The sequence below is a fragment of the Bradyrhizobium liaoningense genome (genome assembly GCF_018130955.1).
Lineage (GTDB): Bacteria > Pseudomonadota > Alphaproteobacteria > Rhizobiales > Xanthobacteraceae > Bradyrhizobium > Bradyrhizobium liaoningense_C.
In genome coordinates, this window is record NZ_JAFCJM010000020.1 from 80,537 (window position 1) to 98,997 (window position 18,461).

15 protein-coding genes are annotated in these 18,461 nt (G+C 63.8%); 9 read left to right on the top strand and 6 right to left on the bottom strand.

Annotation, left to right across the window (positions count from 1 at the left end; genetic code table 11):
* Positions 1-39: 39 nt before the first annotated feature.
* Complete coding sequence (gene uvrA / locus JQ632_RS18740) at positions 40-3,018, bottom strand: excinuclease ABC subunit UvrA (RefSeq protein ID WP_212404040.1); 2,979 nt, start codon at positions 3,016-3,018, stop codon at positions 40-42.
* Positions 3,019-3,093: 75 nt separating this feature from the next.
* On the opposite strand from uvrA, the gene JQ632_RS18745 reads away from it, so the two are divergent.
* On the top strand, positions 3,094-5,040 hold the full coding sequence (locus tag JQ632_RS18745) for a M4 family metallopeptidase (RefSeq protein WP_212404041.1): 1,947 nt from the start codon (positions 3,094-3,096) through the stop codon (positions 5,038-5,040).
* A gap of 81 nt (positions 5,041-5,121) precedes the next feature.
* On the opposite strand, the gene JQ632_RS18750 is transcribed toward JQ632_RS18745, so the two are convergent.
* The 3 genes from JQ632_RS18750 to JQ632_RS18760 all read right to left on the bottom strand — a co-directional run bounded on the left by JQ632_RS18750 (position 5,122) and on the right by JQ632_RS18760 (position 7,853).
* On the bottom strand, positions 5,122-5,808 hold the full coding sequence (locus JQ632_RS18750; RefSeq protein ID WP_212404042.1) for an outer membrane protein: 687 nt from the start codon (positions 5,806-5,808) through the stop codon (positions 5,122-5,124).
* A 252-nt stretch (positions 5,809-6,060) separates the two neighbouring features.
* Complete coding sequence (locus tag JQ632_RS18755) at positions 6,061-6,813, bottom strand: outer membrane protein (protein ID WP_212404043.1); 753 nt, start codon at positions 6,811-6,813, stop codon at positions 6,061-6,063.
* Positions 6,814-7,100: 287 nt separating this feature from the next.
* Entirely contained in the window at positions 7,101-7,853 is a 753-nt protein-coding gene (locus JQ632_RS18760; protein WP_212404044.1) for an outer membrane protein, read from the bottom strand.
* A 448-nt stretch (positions 7,854-8,301) separates the two neighbouring features.
* Between JQ632_RS18760 and JQ632_RS18765 the strand changes: the two genes are divergently transcribed.
* The 3 genes from JQ632_RS18765 to gyrA all read left to right on the top strand — a co-directional run bounded on the left by JQ632_RS18765 (position 8,302) and on the right by gyrA (position 12,346).
* Positions 8,302-8,796 carry a single-stranded DNA-binding protein gene (locus JQ632_RS18765; protein ID WP_212404045.1) on the top strand — a complete coding sequence of 165 codons (495 nt, stop codon included), beginning with the start codon at positions 8,302-8,304 and terminating at the stop codon, positions 8,794-8,796.
* Between the two features lie 241 nt (positions 8,797-9,037).
* Positions 9,038-9,436 carry a DUF2306 domain-containing protein gene (locus JQ632_RS18770; protein ID WP_212404046.1) on the top strand — a complete coding sequence of 133 codons (399 nt, stop codon included), beginning with the start codon at positions 9,038-9,040 and terminating at the stop codon, positions 9,434-9,436.
* Positions 9,437-9,604: 168 nt separating this feature from the next.
* On the top strand, positions 9,605-12,346 hold the full coding sequence (gyrA, locus tag JQ632_RS18775) for a DNA gyrase subunit A (RefSeq protein ID WP_212404047.1): 2,742 nt from the start codon (positions 9,605-9,607) through the stop codon (positions 12,344-12,346).
* Positions 12,347-12,511: 165 nt separating this feature from the next.
* Here the strand turns inward: gyrA and JQ632_RS18780 are convergent, their stop codons facing one another.
* Positions 12,512-14,365, bottom strand: a complete 1,854-nt coding sequence (locus tag JQ632_RS18780; RefSeq protein WP_212404048.1) for a potassium transporter Kup — start codon at positions 14,363-14,365, stop codon at positions 12,512-12,514.
* A 215-nt stretch (positions 14,366-14,580) separates the two neighbouring features.
* Positions 14,581-14,838 carry a hypothetical protein gene (locus tag JQ632_RS18785; protein ID WP_212404086.1) on the bottom strand — a complete coding sequence of 86 codons (258 nt, stop codon included), beginning with the start codon at positions 14,836-14,838 and terminating at the stop codon, positions 14,581-14,583.
* 250 nt (positions 14,839-15,088) lie between these two features.
* Between JQ632_RS18785 and coaD the strand changes: the two genes are divergently transcribed.
* The 5 genes from coaD to queA all read left to right on the top strand — a co-directional run bounded on the left by coaD (position 15,089) and on the right by queA (position 18,305).
* On the top strand, positions 15,089-15,583 hold the full coding sequence (coaD, locus tag JQ632_RS18790) for a pantetheine-phosphate adenylyltransferase (RefSeq protein ID WP_212404049.1): 495 nt from the start codon (positions 15,089-15,091) through the stop codon (positions 15,581-15,583).
* 38 nt (positions 15,584-15,621) lie between these two features.
* On the top strand, positions 15,622-16,197 hold the full coding sequence (locus JQ632_RS18795) for a peptidylprolyl isomerase (RefSeq protein WP_212404050.1): 576 nt from the start codon (positions 15,622-15,624) through the stop codon (positions 16,195-16,197).
* Positions 16,198-16,205: 8 nt separating this feature from the next.
* Complete coding sequence (locus JQ632_RS18800) at positions 16,206-16,634, top strand: hypothetical protein (protein ID WP_212404051.1); 429 nt, start codon at positions 16,206-16,208, stop codon at positions 16,632-16,634.
* Positions 16,631-17,095 carry a peptidylprolyl isomerase gene (locus tag JQ632_RS18805; protein ID WP_212404052.1) on the top strand — a complete coding sequence of 155 codons (465 nt, stop codon included), beginning with the start codon at positions 16,631-16,633 and terminating at the stop codon, positions 17,093-17,095. Before JQ632_RS18800 ends, JQ632_RS18805 begins: the two co-directional genes overlap by 4 nt.
* A gap of 115 nt (positions 17,096-17,210) precedes the next feature.
* On the top strand, positions 17,211-18,305 hold the full coding sequence (gene queA / locus JQ632_RS18810) for a tRNA preQ1(34) S-adenosylmethionine ribosyltransferase-isomerase QueA (RefSeq protein WP_212404053.1): 1,095 nt from the start codon (positions 17,211-17,213) through the stop codon (positions 18,303-18,305).
* Positions 18,306-18,461 lie beyond the last annotated feature (156 nt).

Below are 18,461 nucleotides of genomic sequence, written 5' to 3' on the forward strand. Positions count from 1 at the left end.
GATTCGGTGATTTGCCTCCGTGGGCGAGCGTGCCGGCCGCTACTCCGCCGCCTCGCTCGCCGTCCGCCTCCGCTTCGGCTTGTTCGCCTTCTCCAGCACCGGCGCCAAGAACTTCCCCGTATAGCTCCTTGGCGCCTTGACGATATCTTCCGGCGGGCCCCAGGCGACGATTTCGCCGCCGCCGTCACCGCCTTCGGGGCCGAGGTCGATGACCCAGTCCGCGGTCTTGATGACTTCGAGATTGTGCTCGATGACGACGACCGTGTTGCCCTGGGCGACCAGCTCGTGCAGCACCTCCAACAGCTTCTTGACGTCGTGGAAGTGCAGGCCGGTGGTGGGCTCGTCGAGGATGTAGAGCGTGCGGCCGGTGGCGCGCTTTGACAATTCCTTGGCGAGCTTGACGCGCTGGGCTTCGCCGCCCGACAGCGTCGTAGCCTGCTGGCCGACGTGGATGTAATCCAGGCCGACGCGGTGCAGGGTGTTGAAGGTTTCGCGGACGCGCGGGACCGCCTTGAAGAACTCGGCGGCTTCCTCGACGGTCATGTCGAGCACATCGGCGATGCTCTTGCCCTTGAACAGGACTTCAAGCGTCTCGCGGTTGTAGCGCTTGCCCTTGCAGACGTCGCAGGTGACGTAGACGTCGGGCAAAAAGTGCATCTCGATCTTGATGACGCCGTCGCCCTGGCAGGCCTCGCAGCGGCCGCCCTTGACGTTGAAGGAGAAGCGGCCGGGCTCGTAGCCGCGCGCCTTGGCTTCGGGGAGCCCGGCAAACCACTCGCGGATCGGCGTGAAGGCGCCGGTATAGGTCGCAGGATTGGAGCGCGGCGTGCGGCCGATCGGCGACTGGTCGATGTCGATGATCTTGTCGATATGCTCGAGGCCCTCGATGCGGTCGTGGGGCGCGGCGCCTTCGCTGGCATTGTTCAGCTTGCGGGCGATGGCGCGGTAGAGCGTGTCGATCAGCAGCGTCGACTTGCCGCCGCCGGAGACGCCGGTGACGCAGGTGAAAAGGCCGAGCGGAATCTCGGCGGTGACGTTCTTGAGATTATTGCCGCGCGCGTTCACCACCTTGATGGTGCGGCGATGGTTCGGCGGGCGCCGCTCCGGCACCTCGACCTCGAGCTCGCCGGTGAGGTATTTTCCGGTCAGCGATTTCGGGTTGCGCATGATCTCGGCCGGCGTGCCTTCGGCGACGATGTGGCCGCCATGCATGCCGGCGCCGGGGCCGATGTCGAGCACGTAGTCGGCAAGCCGAATGGCGTCCTCGTCATGCTCGACGACGACCACGGTGTTGCCGAGGTCGCGCAGGCGCTTCAGCGTGTCGAGCAGGCGCGCATTATCGCGCTGGTGCAGGCCGATCGAGGGCTCGTCCAGCACGTAGAGCACGCCTGTCAGACCCGAGCCGATCTGCGAGGCCAGGCGGATGCGCTGGCTCTCGCCGCCGGAGAGCGTGCCGGAGGAGCGGGAGAGGGTGAGATAGTTGAGGCCGACGTCGAGCAGGAAGGTGAGGCGCTCGCGGATCTCCTTCAGGATGCGGCCGGCGATCTCGTTCTGCTGCTTGTTCAGCGCCTCCGGCACGGTCGCAAACCACTCGCCGGCGCGCTTCACGGAGAGCTCGGAGATGTCGCCGATATGCTTGCCGCCGACCTTGACGCAGAGCGCCTCGGGCTTCAGGCGATGGCCCTTGCAGGCCTCGCAGGGGACGTCGTGAAAGTACTTTGCGAGCTCCTCACGCGCCCATTCGCTCTCGGTCTCGCGATAGCGGCGGTTGATGTTGGTGATGACGCCCTCGAACGGCTTCTTGGTGTCGTAGGAGCGCACGCCGTCCTCGTAGGAGAACTTGATCTCGTCCTCGCCGGAGCCGTAGAGGATCGCGTTTTGCGTCTTTTTCGGCAGATCCTTCCACTTGGTGGTCGGTGTGAACTTGTAGTGCTTGCCGAGCGCAATGAGCGTCTGCAGGTAATAAGGCGATGACGACTTGGCCCAGGGCGCGATCGCGCCCTTGCCAATGGCGAGTTCCTTGTCGGGGATGACGAGGTCCTCGTCGACATGCTGCTCGACGCCGAGGCCGCCGCAGGCCGGGCAGGCGCCGTAGGGATTGTTGAAGGAAAACAGTCTGGGCTCGATCTCGGGAATGGTGAAGCCGGAGACCGGGCAGGCGAACTTTTCCGAGAACAGGATGCGCTCGGGCCCGCTCTTGTCGTGGATCTTTGCGGTCTTCTTCTTTTCCTCAGACTGCGCGGCCGCCGGCGCGTCGGCGAACTCGACGACGGCAAGGCCCTCGGCAAGCTTCAGCGCGGTCTCAAAGCTCTCGGCCAGGCGCTGGCCGATATCGGCGCGCACCACGATGCGGTCGACGACGACGTCGATGTCATGCGGGAATTTCTTGTCCAGCGTCGGCGCTTCCGCGAGCTCGTAGAAGGTGCCGTCGATCTTGACGCGCTGAAAGCCCTTCTTGAGCCACTCGGCGAGCTCCTTCTTGTACTCGCCCTTGCGTCCCCGCACGACGGGCGCGAGCAGGTAGAGGCGGGTACCCTCCGGCAGCGTCAGCACGCGGTCCACCATCTGCGAGACGGTCTGGCTCTCGATCGGCAGGCCGGTGGCCGGCGAATAGGGCACGCCGACGCGCGCCCAGAGCAGGCGCATGTAGTCGTAGATCTCGGTGACGGTGCCGACGGTGGAGCGCGGGTTCTTCGAGGTCGTCTTCTGCTCGATGGAGATTGCTGGCGACAGGCCGTCGATCTGGTCGACGTCAGGCTTCTGCATCATCTCCAGGAACTGGCGGGCATAGGCGGAGAGCGACTCGACATAGCGGCGCTGGCCCTCGGCATAGATGGTGTCGAAGGCGAGCGAGGATTTGCCGGAGCCGGAGAGGCCGGTGAACACCACGAGCTTGTCGCGGGGAATCTCGACGTCGATGTTCTTGAGGTTATGCTCGCGCGCGCCACGGATCGTGATTGCGCGCAGGTGTGATCCCGCGTTCTGTTGTTGGCGCTTCGCCTTGATCACTTCGTCCATCCCGGTGGTCCCCAAGGAAAAACCCAAAGACGCCGAACGCGCCGATGGTCAGGCGCGCCTCGCCCGGAACCGGGGATGGACGCCATTGGGTGTGCTGCGAACGTAGGAAGAACGACGGCGGATTTCCAGTGCGAGTTGCGAATCGTCAACGGATTGTTGGGCGCGTGGCGGGACGTGGCAGCAGCGGCCGAGACGGTGAGGTGTGAGATTCAGACCGCAATCTCAGATTGTGCTAAAGTACATTCAATAGTTTTACTGACGTCTATTTCATTTCCGGGAGGGCACATGGAAGTCCTCACCAAATTCGCGATCTATTTCACGGGCGGCCTGGCGCTTCTGGCCTGCAATGTCTGGTTCTTCAGCGCGGTCTACCAGAGCGTAACGGGCGGAAACCTCGTCGTCGCGCCAGTCAAGGTCGTGGGCGGAACCGGCGATCCGAACCTCGCCGGCGAGGCTTTGGCGCGGCTGATCATCGCCCGTCTCCAAGCGCTGGAATGGGACCTGAAGGAGTCGCAGTCGTCCCTGACGTCGGAAAATCAGCGTCAAATTCAAGCGCAGCAGCAGGCCAGGCCGGCGGCGTCAGAGATGCCTCGCGGGGTGGCCGCTGGTATGCTCGGAATCCCCCAAACCGCAATCCTGAATGCGCAGTTGTTCGAACCGACGACGATCGACGTCAAGGTGGCCGGTGTCGACGTCGGCGGGATGCTGCCCGGCATCCAGCGCTGGTTCGTCCACGACAAGACGCTAACCTTCGCTGTCTCCATGGACGGGACGTCCGCCATTGTTGCGGGGAACATCGATCCGCTCGCACCCGGCAAGGCCAAGCCATTATGGATGTCGGTCAAGAACGCCAATCCGAATGCCATTGCGGACGCCATCGCGCTGGCCCTCATTCACCGGCGCTGGGCCACCGACAGTCCTCAATACCGAGAGCTCAGCGACGAAGAGTTCAGTCAGCTCGTCGAGTCCATCAACGGGACGGCGAAGGCCAATCGCCGCTTCGCGGTCTACGGTAATAAAGCCAAGCCTGATTTCGTGAAGATTTCGGACGCGCTCCATCCGCTCGCGGATCGCATGGTGAGCTGGAACGAACTGACATCCTTTGCCGCCTCGATTGCGGAGAGCGCCGAGAACTATGAGCGCGCGCGAGACTATTATCGGCGACTGCAGGCCTCGCCGAAGCCGGGACTGGACCCGCAAACCCTGCAGGCCAAGATATCGGCGGTCGAGGCGCTCGCTGCCAAGCTCGCCCCGGCGGCTGCCGAGCTCGCCCCTTCGAGGGAAGACGTCGCGCTGAAGAAGATGCGCGGGCACGTCGCCGACGCCACCCGCATCCTAAACGGCCTGTTCAACGCGAGTTTGCCTGAACCCGAGCTTAAGCTCATTTCGGACGACCAGCGCAACGCATACTGGGATGGCACAACGATCAACGTTCCCCCGAGCGTTCAGGACATCCCTGATGTGATCTATCACGAGGTCGCCTGGCCGTTCGTTCAGTCGCGCTGGCCCAGGTTCAAGTATGAGGGGCAGGAGGGAGCGCTGATCCAATCCTATACAGATGTGCTCGCGACGCTGGTGAAGCAGAAGATGCTGAACCAGACCGCGTCGACTGCCGACTGGGTCATTGCGCCCGGGGCGATGGCGTGGGTCGAGGGCAAGCCCGATCGCACCGACACGCGGCCGCTGCGCTCGATGAAGGCACCCGGGACGGCCTATGACCGGGATGCGCAGTCGAACCATTTCAGCAGGCTCTACAAGGCGCCCAACACCGCCGCCGGCGATTTCGGCGGCGTGCACATCAATTCCGGGATTCCGAACCGCGCGTTCTACGAGACGGCGATGAAGATCGGCACCGACAGCGCGGGAAAGATCTGGATCGCGAGCCTTGACCAGTTCAAGTCACCGACGGACCTGCGCACGGCGGCCAAGGTCATCCTCGAGACTGCCACGAAGCTGAACGGCGCGGACAGCAAGGAGACGAACTCCGTCAAGGCAGCGCTTGATACGGTCGGACTGCTTTAGGACGACGTCGTCTCCCTGCTTTTCGAAAAGCAAAAAGGCCGGCGCTAGGCCGGCCTTTCGCAACGTGGATCAATCTGACGATCAGTACTTCGCGACCACCGGGCCGCCGAAGTGATAGTTCACGCCGACCTGAACGCTGTGCAGGTTGAGCGTCCCGCTGGGAGCACCGAAGTAGTCTTCGCTGCCCAGGCTGCGGTAGAGGTATTCGCCCTTGACCGACCATTGCGGGGCGAAGAAGGCCTCGATGCCCGCACCAACGGTCCAGCCATTGTGGAAGTGGCTCTCCGAGGCGGTGACGCCCAGCGCGCTGACGCTGATCTTGTTGTCGATCCATGCATAGCCACCGGTCGCATAGAGCAGCACCTGATCGAAGGCCACGCCGACGCGGCCGCGAACCGTGCCGAGCGCGTCGATGCGCGAGGTGGTGGTCACGGGAACGACAAGAGCGCCGAAAGCGATGCCCACCGTCGAGGAGGCATTCACATCAGCCCAGGCGCCGTCGGCTTCCAGACCGAAGACGATGTTGCTGGTCTGCCAGTTGTAGCCGATCGTGCCACCGACAAAGCCGCCCTTCATCTTGGGGTCGCCCGAGGTGTTTTCCGAGGCGTAGCCGCCCATGGCACCCAGATAGAACCCGGTCCAGTTGTAGACCGCGGCGACCGGCGCCGGCGCCTTGACGTAGGGCCGCGCAGCCAGATCGGCGGCCATGGCCGGCGCGAACGTGCTCAGTACCAACAAACCGGCCGAAGCCAGCAAAACCTTATTCATTTCAACGATCCCCAAATTACAGAGTCTTCTTGCCTTCCGCAGTCCGGAAGGTGTTCGGGCGTTGCCGCCCGACCAGTTCGATCCTTACAGGGATAAACGCGCAAGTTGTGTATCAGGTCAGCAACACTGCACCAAAAACGTGTGGAGGTATGCAATCCGATACTGGCAGCTATGCCCTGCCCAGCAAAAAGGCCGGCGCGAGGCCGGCCTTTTCAGGAGAAGACGATGTTGGGCGAAGATCAGTACTTCACATCAGTACTTGGCGATGATCGGGCCGCCCCAGCGGTAGTTCACGCGGATCAGGCCGAGATCCACATCCTGGCTGATGCGGTCGCTCTGGACGGCGACGGCGGCGGCGTTGTTGAAGGTGAGGGTGCTGTTGCCGGTGAAGATGTGGTTGTACTCGACGCCCACGGACCAATTCGGCGCAAACCCGACCTCGAGGCCGGCGCCGACCGTGCCGCCCCAGCGGGTTTCGCGGGCCGAGGCGATCAGGACGCCGCCGGGCGTGGTGAAGATGTCGTATTTGTCGCCGACGACCGCGGCGCCGCCCTTCACGTAAGCGAGGACGTTGTTCCAGGCGTAGCCAATCTGGCCGGTGACCAGGCCGAAGGCGTCGATGCGGCTCCGGTTGAGCTGGGCGGGGAAAAGAACGCTGGTGTTGCTGCCGGAGAAGTCGGCCCAGTTGCCCTGGCCTTCGACACCGAACACCCAGCTGCCTGACTGCACGCGGTAGCCGAGCTGGCCACCGACGGTGCCGCCAGTTGCGTTGTGGCAGCCTTCACCGCCGACCAGCGCACCGGCGAAGGTGTAGTTGTCCCAGCACTTGTGAGCGGAGCCGCCACCGCCGTTGAGACCGATATAGAAGCCGCTCCAGTCGTAGATTGCGGCGATCATCGGGGGTGGGGCCTTGGCGTAAGGACGCGCGGCGAGGTCCGCAGCGCTTGCCGGAGCCGACAGGCTCAACGCGATCGCACCGAGTGCTCCCAGCAAAATCTTCTTCATTTTGTATCCCCGGCTGTGGCCGCTTCTTGCTGTCCCCGAAGCGGCCAATCAGGCGCGACGCCCAAATTCCGGTGCGATCCTAACCCGATTTGGCGGCAGCGTCCGTCTCCCAAGTGCAACACTCCGGCGAGAAGCGTCGAGGGTACAAGCCAATGCGGATGAACGGATTTTCCCGACGCGCCGACACGGCATCGCGCCTTGTACGCGCCGTGCAATGGCTGGCTGGCGGCCAGCAAAAAGGCCGGCGCGAGGCCGGCCTTTTCAAGAGATGATGTCAGTGGCTGGTGTCAGTACTTGGCGACCACCGGGCCACCCCAGTTGAAGTGGTAGTTCACGCCAGCCTTGACGGTGTGAACGGTGTCGGTCCACTCGGAGCGGTTGGCCGGAACGGCGAAGTCGTACTGGAGCGTGCTCCTGCCGAAGTCGATGTAGTTGTATTCGACCTTGGCCGACCAGTTCGGGGCGAACATGTATTCGGCGCCGGCGCCGACCGTCCAACCCCAACGGGTGTTGTTCTGGACGAACACGTTGCCGGGAACGCCGTCATAGCGATGCTGGATGTCGGCGACGGCGGCGCCGCCGCTGATGAACCACAGCGCCGGACCGGTCGAGTAGCCGAGGCGGCCCTTGATGTCGCCGAAGCCGCGGATCCGCGTGAAGTAGGTGTCGCCGACGCCAAGGTTGACCTCGGCGGAACGGCCGTTGATGTCAGCCCAGTGATAGTCACCCTCGATGCCGAACACCCAGTTGCCCGCCTGCCAATTGTAGCCGAACACGCCGCCGACGAAGCCGCCGCTGGTGTCGTAGTTCTGGCTGCCGAGGAACACGGCCGAATTCGGGAGCAGGAAGAAGGTCTCGTTGCTGCGGCCCCAAGCGCCGCCACCCTGGATACCAATATAGAACCCAGTCCAAGTGTAGATCGGGGCAGGCGCCACGACCGGAGCCTTCGTGTAGGGGCGCGCAGCCATGTCCGCTGCACCGGCGGGGGCCGAAACGGCCAAGGCGATTGCACCGACAGTACCCAACAGAATCTTCTTCATCGTTTTTCTCTCCAGTACGGTCCGCTCTGATGTCCCCAAAGCGGAGGTCAGGGGCGAGGCCCAATCAACTAATCCGTGTGCATGGCTTAGCTCGATTCCGAGGCAAAGTCCGTCTCCGAAACGCAACACTTGGACGTGAAGTAAGCCGATGAATAATAAGAATTTTTTCCTGTTTTTGGGAACCCAGAAAGGGTTCCATCGGGTTCCATCCGGTTCCGCCTTTTGAGCGACTTTTTGCCGCCCGATTGCCGACATATTCGGCATCATTTCGCCCTGGAACAAAGCTGGAACGTTCTGGCGGCCAATGCTATATGTGGGGATAACCTGCGGGATCGCGGGCTCGTCGGCGCGGCCCGGCGTATAGGGTCGTCGGCGAGGGCGCGGCTAGCGGGTTGCGGGCGAGGTCCCGGCTTTTTCGAAATTTTGCAGTTTGGAGTGGAGAGCGGCGATGGCGGGAAGCGTCAACAAGGTCATTCTGGTTGGAAATCTCGGCAAGGATCCCGAAATCCGTCGCACCCAGGACGGTCGGCCGATCGCAAATCTGAGCGTCGCGACGTCGGAGACCTGGCGCGACAAGGCGACCGGCGAGCGCAAGGAAAAGACCGAGTGGCATCGCGTCGTGATCTTCAACGAAGGCCTCTGCAAGGTCGCCGAGCAGTACCTGAAGAAGGGTGCCAAGATTTACGTCGAGGGTGCGCTCCAGACCCGCAAATGGACCGACCAGAGCGGCGTCGAGAAATACTCCACGGAAGTGGTGCTCCAAGGCTTCAACTCGACCCTGACCATGCTCGATGGCCGCGGCGGTGGCGGCGGTGGCGGTAGCTTCGGCGACGAGCCGGGCGGCGACTTCGGCTCCAGCGGACCGGTCTCGAGCGCGCCGCGCCGCGCCGTGGCCGCCGGCGGCGGCCGCAACAGCGATATGGACGACGACATCCCGTTCTGAGGCTTGAGCGGGGAGAGCGGGACGTTGAGGTCCCAAGACCGGGTCCCAAGACCGGGCCCGTTTGCGCCTACCTGAACTGTCAGCAGTTCTTACCAATCTACCGGTATCGCTAGCGATTTCCGGCTGCGCTCAAGTTTTGCATCAGGCTCTTTGACGGGGGTGTGATGTTAATGGTATTAACTTCATGTTAACGCCATTTACATCGCGCCCTTGAGCAAGAGGGGCCATTTGGGCGCCGACCATGAGCCTGTTGCCGTTACTGGAAGCCGCCCCCGCGATCCCGCTGCACGCCTTCGCGGCCATGGGTGCCTTCGTCCTCGGCCTCGTTCAATTCGCCGCGCCAAAGGGCACGCTGCCGCACCGGACGGTCGGCTGGATCTGGGTTGCCCTGATGCTGCTGGTCGCAGTGTCCTCGTTCTGGATCCACACCATCCGCCTGGTCGGCCCTTTCAGCCCGATCCACCTGCTATTGATCCTCACTCTGGTCGTGCTGCCGCTCGCAGTGTGGCGGGCACATACCCATCGGGTCGCCGATCACCGGCGGATGATGATCTTCCTGTTCGCCGGGGCGCTGGTGATCGCAGGCGTGCTCACGCTGCTGCCCGGGCGGGTCATGCACCACGTCATTTTCGGGGCGTGACAGGCGGTTTTTGCTGTTCGATTCCGGGGCCCTGCAGAGAGGCTTCGCAGGGGCCGTAAGTCTCTGGAAAAATTAGCGGAAAAACCGCCCCGAAAATCTGCCCAAGGGTGGTTATCGGGCCGTCGATACGCTATATGATTCTCAGCTAAAAACTCACCGGATTTCCCCTTGGCCGACGACGACAACAAGCCTGGCGACAAGCCGGAGCCCTCTGACATTCGCCCCGTCTCCATCTACGAGGAGATGAAAAAGTCCTACCTCGACTACGCCATGAGCGTGATCGTGTCGCGGGCGCTGCCCGATGCGCGCGACGGGCTGAAGCCGGTGCACCGCCGCATCCTGTTCGCGATGAACAATCGCGGCGACACGCCGGACAAGAAGCACAAGAAGTCCGCCGGTGCCGTCGGCGAGGTTATGGGTAAGTACCACCCGCACGGCGACCAGGCGATCTACGACGCGCTCGTGCGGATGGCGCAGGACTTTTCGATGCGGGCGCCGCTGATCGACGGGCAGGGCAATTTCGGCTCGGTCGACGGCGATCCGCCGGCGGCGATGCGCTACACCGAGTCCCGTCTGACCAAGATCGCGCTGAAGCTGCTTGAGGACATCGACGACGACACGGTCGATTTCCAGGACAACTACGACGGCTCCGAGAGGGAGCCGGTGGTTCTGCCCGCGCGCTTTCCCAACCTGCTGGTCAACGGCGCCGGTGGCATCGCGGTCGGCATGGCCACCAACATCCCACCGCACAATCTGGGTGAGGTGATCGACGCTTGCGTGGCGCTGATCGACAATCCCTCGCTCACCATCGACGAGCTCAACGGCATCATTCCAGGGCCGGATTTTCCGACCGGCGGCATCATCCTGGGTCGCCAGGGTATCCGCAGCGCCTATCATCTGGGCCGCGGCTCGATCGTGATGCGCGGCAAGGTAACGATCGAGACGATCCGCAAGGAGCGCGAGGCGCTCATCATTACCGAGATTCCTTACCAGGTGAACAAGGCGAGCATGGTCGAGCGCATCGCCGAGCTGGTGAAGGAGAAGAAGATCGAGGGCATCGCCGATCTGCGCGACGAGTCCGACCGTGACGGCTACCGCGTGGTCGTCGAGCTCAAGCGCGATGCCGTGCCCGACGTTGTGCTCAATCAGCTCTACAAGTTCACGCCGCTGCAGACCAGTTTCGGCGTCAACGCAGTCGCGCTCGACTCCGGCCGTCCCCAGACCATGAACCTGAAGGATATGCTGACGATCTTCGTCGGCTTCCGCGAGCAGGTCGTCACCCGCCGGACCAAGCACAAGCTGCGCAAGGCCCGCGAACGTGCGCATGAACAGGTCGGTCTTGCGATCGCGGTCGCCAATATCGACGAGATCATTCGGGTGATCCGGACCTCACCCACACCGGCTGCCGCGCGCGAGACACTGATGACGCGCGACTGGCCTGCCCGCGACGTCGAGGATATCATTACGCTGATCGACGATCCGCGCCATCGCATCAACGAGGACGGCACGATCCGGCTGTCGATGGAGCAGGCCAGGGCAATCCTGGAGCTGCGTTTGGCGCGCCTCACCGCGCTCGGCCGCGACGAAATCGGTGATGAGCTGTCCAAGCTTGCTGCCGAGATCGGCGATTATCTCGACATCCTGCGTTCGCGCGCGCGTATCCTCGGCATCATCAAGGCCGAGCTCGCCGAGGTGAAATCCGAGTTCGCGACCCCGCGCCGGACCGTGATCATGGAGCAGGAAGGCGAGGTCGAGGACGAGGACCTGATCCAGCGCGAGGACATGGTCGTCACCGTCTCCCACGCCGGCTACGTCAAGCGCGTACCGCTGTCGGCCTATCGGGCCCAGCGCCGCGGCGGCAAGGGCCGGGCGGGCATGCAGACCCGCGACGAGGACTTTGTCAGCCGCCTGTTCGTGGCCTCCACGCACACGCCGGTGCTGTTCTTCTCCTCGCGCGGCCAGGTCTACAAGGAGAAGGTCTGGCGACTGCCGATGGCAGCGCCAAACGCGCGCGGCAAGGCGCTGATCAATATCCTGCCGCTGGAGCAGGGCGAGCGTATCACCACCATCATGCCGCTGCCGGAGGACGAATCCACCTGGGGCGAGCTCGACGTGATGTTCGCCACGACAGGCGGCAACGTCCGCCGCAACAAGCTGTCCGACTTCGTCGATGTGCGCCGCTCCGGCATCATCGCCATGAAGCTGGAGGAGGGCGAGGCGATCGTCGACGTGCAGATCTGCACCGAGCGCGACGACGTGCTGCTCACCGCGGCCGGCGGCCAATGCATCCGCTTCCCCGTCACCGACGTGCGCGTGTTCACGGGCCGCACCTCGATGGGCGTGCGTGGCATTGCGCTGGGCGATGCCGACAAGGTGATCTCGCTGGCCATCCTGCGCCATGTCGAGACCACGTCGGACGAGCGCTCGGCCTACCTGAAGATGCGCCGCGCGGTAGCCGGCGAGGGCGCGACCGAGGAGACCGCGGCCGATGCCGAGTCCGAGGAGACCTCAAGCGCGAGCGAACTGACGCAGGAGCGTTACGTCGAAATGTCGGCGGCCGAGCAGGTCGTGCTCACCGTCTCCGTCAACGGCTACGGCAAGCGGACCTCGTCCTACGAGTACCGCACCACCGGCCGTGGCGGCAAAGGCATCGTCGCCATGAGCGTCAACAACCGCAACGGCAATCTAGTCGCCTCGTTCCCGGTCGAGGAGGCCGACCAGATCATGCTGGTGACCGACAAGGGGCAGCTCATCCGCTGCCCGGTCGAAGGCATCCGCATCGCCGGCCGCTCGACGCAGGGCGTGATCGTGTTCGACACCGCAGATGACGAGCACGTGGTTTCCGTCGAGCACATCACGGAAGAGGCCGAGAGCGGGAACGGTGCGAATGGGGAGTCGAACGGGGAGTGATGCGTCATCCCCGCAGTCCGGATGGAGCGAAGCGAAATCCGGGGCTCCGTACGAGACGAGACCCGGATTTCGCTTCACTCTATCTGAGCTACGCACTTGGTGCCGAGGAGCCAGTCACGAATGGCCGACATTTGATTTCCGGAACTGCGCTGAGAGCCGCCGCAGCTAGATCTCCAGCTCCGTGCCGAACTCCACCACCTGTCCGGTCGGCACGCCGAAGAACGCCGCTGACCGTTCGGCATTCCGCTGCAGGAACGCGAACAGCGACTCGCGCCACACCCACATGCCCGGAATGTCCTCGCGCGGGATGATGGTTTCGCGGCCGACGTAATAGGTGATGTCTGAGAGGTCGATGCCCGGCAGCTTGCCCTGCCGGCAGGCGAGCTTCAGCCCCTCATAGATGGTCGGGTTCTGCATGAAGCCGTAATGCAGGACCACGCGCGCGATCGCCGGGATGATCTCGATCACCTCGGCGCGCTCCTCGTCGGGAACGTGCGGGACCTCTTCGATCAGTACGGTGACGAGAACCACGCGCTCGTGCAGCACGCGGTTGTGCTTGACGAACTGGGTCAGCGCAAGCGGCACGCCTTTCGGCGCCGAGGCGAGGTAGACGGCGGTGCCGGGGAGTCTCGCGCGGCACTTGTTGACGGCGGTCTCGATCAGGTCTTCCTCGGGTTGGCGCAGCTTGCCGCGGGCGCTTTCGACCAGCTTCACGCCACTGCGCCAGGTCAGCATCAGGAAGGCGACGAAGCCTGCGAGCAGCAGCGGAAACCAGCCGCCCTCGAACAGCTTGATCGAGTTGGCCGAGAAGAAGATCAGGTCGATCACGAAGAAGAAGCCGTTGACCGCAACCACAAGCCACGGCGAATAGCCCCACTGGATCGCGACGAGGGCGGCGAGCAGGGTGGTGATGGCCATCAACAGCGACACCGCGATGCCGTAGGCGCCGGCCAGCGCGTCCGACGAGCCAAAGGAGAGCACGGCGCCGAGCGTTGCGGCGGCGAGCAGCCAGTTCACCAGCGGCACATAGATCTGACCCATTGCATGGCTGGTGGTGTGACGGATCTGCATGCGCGGCAGGAAGCCGAGCTGGATCGACTGCTGGGTCAGCGAGAACACGCCCGAGATGATCGCCTGCGAGGCGATCACGGTCGCGACCGTCGAGAAGGCGACCAGCGGATAATGCAGCGCATCGGGGCAGAGCTGGAAGAAGGGATTGTCGATCATGCCGGGATCGGTGACGAGAAGCGCGGCCTGGCCGAAATAATTCAGCACCAACGCGGGCAGGCAGATCGCGAACCAGGCGAGCCGGATCGGGAAGCGCCCGAAATGCCCCATGTCGGCATACATCGCCTCGCCGCCGGTGACAGCGAGGAAGGCGGCGCCGAGGATGCCGAAGCTGACGTGGAAATCCTGGTGGATCAGGAATTCAAAGGCATAGAGCGGGCTCAGCGCCGCCAGCACCGCGGGCGCTTGCACAATGCCATGAATGCCGAGCGCTGCGAGCACGAAGAACCAGGCGAGCATGACCGGGCCAAAGATCCGTCCGATGAAGGCGGTGCCCTGTTTCTGCATCATGAACAGGCCAACCAGGATTGCGATGGTGAGGGGTACCACGACGGGCGCCAGCGACGGGGCGTCCACCTTCAGGCCTTCGACGGCGCTCAAGACCGAGATCGCGGGCGTGATCGCGCCGTCGCCATAGAGCAGCGCCGCTCCGACGAGGCCGACGATCAGGAGATGGGCGCGCCAGGTGCCGGGCTGGGCGTGGCGGGCGTGCAGCAGCGCCAGCAGCGCAACGATGCCGCCTTCGCCGCGATTGTCCGCGCGCAGGATCAGAAGCGCGTATTTCAGCGAGATGATCAGCAGTAGCGCCCAGAGGATCAGCGATGCCACGCCGAGCACGGCGTCAGGACTGATCGTCCCACCATGGGCGGCGGCCCTGGCTGCTTCCTTCAGGGCATAGAGGGGGCTGGTGCCGATATCGCCATAGACGACCCCGAGGGCGCCCATGGTCATTGCTATCGGGATTGGATCGGGATGGTGTCCGGTGGCGACGGCGGGCGTACTGGACAAAGGGCGACCCCCAATGGCGGCGCGCCCGACGGGCCATTCCGCGGGGCGCGTGCATTATCATGCAGTCTGCGACGAGACGTCGCAAATTTCCATGGGGTTTATGTGACGAAAGGGTAGGCAGCCAGATTCTTGTTCTACGCGTTCTCTTGGAAAACGCTCTACGGGGTGCGGTCTGCGGACACGAGACGGGCGACGCGAACGTCCTTCTTGGTGCCGGCCTGGCGGAGACATGAGGCTTCAAAGTTCGGCCAGGCCTGCTGCGAGCAATCCTTGCCGATCACGCGGATGTCCAACCGGTCGCTCTTGGCAAGCGGCTGCGGGACGCTGGCTTCCACCTTCGGGGCAAAGCCCGGCAGGACGGTGAGGGCTGCGGCCACGCATGCGGCAAGAGCGATGGCTGAAAGAGCCTTGATCATTGACGGTCCCCTGTGATCGGCCGCTGCGCCCAGTTTGCTGCGACCCGTCGTTTCGTTGGCGGGATTAGTAACCATGGCCAGTTTCCGGACGTCTTCGCGGTTGGGGAAAATGGTTTCGTTCGCCATCCGTTTTGTTTCGTCGCTGCCCCAAGGACGAAACAGATCGATGGATTCCGACAGGTTATGCGGAAAAACCGGCAGAAAGCCTGTCCGGCTTGCCGGGTTGCCCGGGGCGCGGTAGGACGGGTCCATGCCACGCATCGCCTTTTATCCGGGTTCCTTCGACCCCATCACCAACGGCCATCTGGACGTCGTCCGGCACGCCGTTCCCCTGTGCGACAGACTTGTTGTCGCAATCGGTGTCCATCCCGGCAAGAAGCCGCTGTTCTCGACCGAGGAGCGGCTGAAGATGCTCCATGACGTCTGCGGACCAGTGGCTGCCCAGGCCGGCTGCACGCTCGAGGCCACCACCTTCGACGACCTTTCCGTCACTGCGGCGCAGAAGCACGGCGCGACCATCATGATCAGAGGTCTGCGCGACGGCACCGACCTCGATTACGAGATGCGGCTCGCCGGCATGAACGGGGCGATGGCGCCGGATGTGCACACGGTTTTCCTGCCGGCCTCACCGACAGTCCGCCCGATCACCGCCACACTGGTGCGTCAGATCGCAGCCATGGGCGGCGATGTTTCGACGTTCGTGCCGCCGCTCGTTGCGGCCCAGCTCAAGGCGAAATTCGCCTGACAAAGGCGACTGTTATTCTTACCTGATCCGGAGTTTTCATGATCCGTCGTCTCGCAATTCTTGCCACGATTTTCGTCGCGCTCGCCGGTGCGGCCCCGGTTGTCGCGCAGTCCCTGCCGGCGAACCTCGACAAGGCCAATGCCATCGTCATCGACACCACCAAGGGCCGCGTCGTCATCAAGCTGCGGACCGACATCGCGCCCCAGCATGCCGAGCGCATCAAGCAGCTCACGCGCGAGGGCTTTTACAACAACGTGCCGTTCCACCGCGTGATGGACGGCTTCATGGCGCAGACCGGCGACGGCCAGAACGGCAACGGCACCGGCGGCTCGAAATATCCGAACCTGAAGCAGGAATTCTCCAAGGTGCACTTTGCGCGCGGCATCGTCGGCATGGCCCGGCGCGGCGACAGCGTCGACAGCGCCAATTCGCAGTTCTTCATCATGTTCGCGGACGGCGGCAGCCTCGACAACAACTACACCGTGATCGGCGAGGTCGTGCAGGGCATGGACGTCGTCGACAAACTGAAGAAGGCGCCCCCCGGCTCGGGCAGCGGCACCGTCACCGATCCCGACAAGATGGTGAAGGTGCAGGTCGCCTCCGACATCAAATAGAGAACGCCATGGCGCGCCGCGGCGAAAAGCTCATCGTAGCTGCCGCGGTGCTCCTGCTTGGCATCGCCAGCGCGGCCGCCGAGGAGCGGCCGGACCGGGTCGACAGCATCCGCGACGTCTTCGCGCGCATGCGCACCTGCTGGAAGCCGCCGCCGGCCTCGAAGGCTCACCCCATCGACATCACCGTCATAGTGAGCTTCAACCGCGACGGAAACATTTTAGGCCATCCGCGGATCACCTACGAATCCGCGGGGGCCAGCGACAATGACCGGCTACAATACCGGATCGCGGTGATGGAGGCATTGCAACGCTGCACGCCGATGCCATTTACCGAAACGATGGCGGGCGCCTCTGCCGGGCGCCCATTCGCGATCCAGTTCCGCGGCCGGAAGAGTTCACCACAAGAAACACCCCAAGCCAAAGAGAGAAGAGCATGACCGTCACCGACAACACCTTGATCCTCGAGACCACCCAGGGCCCCGTCACCATCGAGATGCGTCCGGATCTCGCGCCGGGCCATGTCGCCCGCATCAAGGAACTGGTGCGCGAGGGCTTTTACGACGGCATTGTCTTCCATCGCGTGATCGACGGCTTCATGGCCCAGACCGGATGCCCGCACGGCACCGGCACCGGCGGCTCCGGCAAGAAGCTGAAGGCCGAGTTCAACGCGGAGCCGCATGTCCGCGGCACCGCCTCGATGGCGCGCGCCGCCAATCCCGATTCCGGCGACAGCCAGTTCTTCATCTGCTTCGACGACGCCCGCTTCCTCGACAAGCAGTACACCGTGTGGGGCAAGGTCACGTCAGGCATGGAGAATGTCGACAAGATCAAGCGCGGCGAGCCCGTGCAGAACCCCGACAAGATCGTCAAGGCGTACATGGCTGCGGACAAGAAATAAGCCAAGCATGTCATTCCGGAGGCCGCGCGAAAGCGCGGCAATCCGGAATCTCGAGATTCCGGGTTCGATGCTGCGCATCGCCCCGGAATGACGCCAACTGAGGCGCAACGGCGCAATGCGCACCGATCTCTTCGACTTCCACCTCCCTCCCGAAAACATCGCGTTGCGTCCGGCGCATCCGCGCGATTCGGCGCGGATGCTGGTGGTGGAGGGCGGTGCCTTGCGCGATCAGATCGTCTCCGCGCTGCCGCAATGGCTGAGGCCTGGAGACCAACTCGTCGTCAACGACACAAAGGTGATCGCGGCGCAATTGAAGGGACGCCGCATCGGGCGCGAGACCGAACCGAAAATCGAGGCGACGCTGATCAAGCGGCTCGATGGCTCGCGCTGGCAGGCGCTGGTGAAGCCGGCGAAGAAGCTTGTCGCCGGCGACCGCATCCGCTTCGGCAATGAGGGAAAAGTCTGCCTGCTCGGCCATCTCGATGCCGAGGTCGAGGCCAAGGGCACCGAAGGCGAGGTGACGCTGTCGTTTTCCTTCCACGGGCCGAGCCTCGACCAGGCCATCGCCGATCTCGGCAGCCCGCCGCTGCCGCCTTATATCGCCTCGAAGCGCACGCCTGACGATCAGGACACCGCCGACTACCAGACCATGTTCGCGGCCAATGAAGGCGCGGTGGCTGCACCGACCGCGGGGTTGCACTTCACGCCAGAGCTGGAAGAGGCGCTGCGCGCGCGCGGCGTCGGCATCAGTCGCGTGACGCTACATGTCGGGGCGGGCACGTTTTTGCCGGTCAAGGTCGAGGACACCGCCGGCCACAAGATGCATGCGGAGTGGGGAACGATCTCAGCGGAGACCGCGGAGACGCTCAATGCTGCGCGGCGCAAGGGCGGCCGCATCGTTGCGGTCGGCACCACCTCGCTGCGGCTGTTGGAGAGCGCAACCAGCGAAGACGGCACGATCCGCCCCTTCGAAGCCGAGACGTCGATCTTCATCACGCCGGGCTATCGCTTCCGCGCGGTCGATATTTTGATGACGAACTTCCATTTGCCGAAGTCGACCCTGTTCATGCTGGTGTCGGCGTTTGCGGGGCTCGACACGATGAAGCAGGCCTACGCGCATGCGATCGCGGGCGGCTACAGGTTCTATTCGTATGGCGATGCGTGCCTGCTGTTTCGGGCAGCAGGCACAACTCCATCGCCGTCACCCTGAGGTGCTCGCCTCTTCGGCGAGCCTCGAAGGGCGACGGCCCCGCTACCGCATCTTGGCCGTTCATCCTTCGAGGCTCCCCATGCGGCGATTCTCGCCGCATGGCTCGCACCTCCAGCGACAATGGCTTCGCCATTGCGCGGGGATGACGGGTCGAGA

Excerpts from the sequence above, each read along its gene's own strand:
- JQ632_RS18750 (WP_212404042.1), bottom strand. The coding sequence starts at position 5,808 with ATGAATAAGGTTTTGCTGGCTTCGGCCGGTTTGTTGGTACTGAGCACG.
- JQ632_RS18765 (WP_212404045.1), top strand. The coding sequence starts at position 8,302 with ATGGCGGGAAGCGTCAACAAGGTCATTCTGGTTGGAAATCTCGGCAAG.
- JQ632_RS18805 (WP_212404052.1), top strand. The coding sequence starts at position 16,631 with ATGACCGTCACCGACAACACCTTGATCCTCGAGACCACCCAGGGCCCC.
- JQ632_RS18760 (WP_212404044.1), bottom strand. The coding sequence starts at position 7,853 with ATGAAGAAGATTCTGTTGGGTACTGTCGGTGCAATCGCCTTGGCCGTT.
- queA (WP_212404053.1), top strand. The coding sequence starts at position 17,211 with ATGCGCACCGATCTCTTCGACTTCCACCTCCCTCCCGAAAACATCGCG.
- JQ632_RS18795 (WP_212404050.1), top strand. The coding sequence starts at position 15,622 with ATGATCCGTCGTCTCGCAATTCTTGCCACGATTTTCGTCGCGCTCGCC.
- JQ632_RS18770 (WP_212404046.1), top strand. The coding sequence starts at position 9,038 with ATGAGCCTGTTGCCGTTACTGGAAGCCGCCCCCGCGATCCCGCTGCAC.
- JQ632_RS18745 (WP_212404041.1), top strand. The coding sequence starts at position 3,094 with ATGGACGCCATTGGGTGTGCTGCGAACGTAGGAAGAACGACGGCGGAT.
- JQ632_RS18800 (WP_212404051.1), top strand. The coding sequence starts at position 16,206 with ATGGCGCGCCGCGGCGAAAAGCTCATCGTAGCTGCCGCGGTGCTCCTG.
- JQ632_RS18785 (WP_212404086.1), bottom strand. The coding sequence starts at position 14,838 with ATGATCAAGGCTCTTTCAGCCATCGCTCTTGCCGCATGCGTGGCCGCA.
- JQ632_RS18780 (WP_212404048.1), bottom strand. The coding sequence starts at position 14,365 with ATGACCATGGGCGCCCTCGGGGTCGTCTATGGCGATATCGGCACCAGC.
- JQ632_RS18755 (WP_212404043.1), bottom strand. The coding sequence starts at position 6,813 with ATGAAGAAGATTTTGCTGGGAGCACTCGGTGCGATCGCGTTGAGCCTG.
- uvrA (WP_212404040.1), bottom strand. The coding sequence starts at position 3,018 with ATGGACGAAGTGATCAAGGCGAAGCGCCAACAACAGAACGCGGGATCA.
- coaD (WP_212404049.1), top strand. The coding sequence starts at position 15,089 with ATGCCACGCATCGCCTTTTATCCGGGTTCCTTCGACCCCATCACCAAC.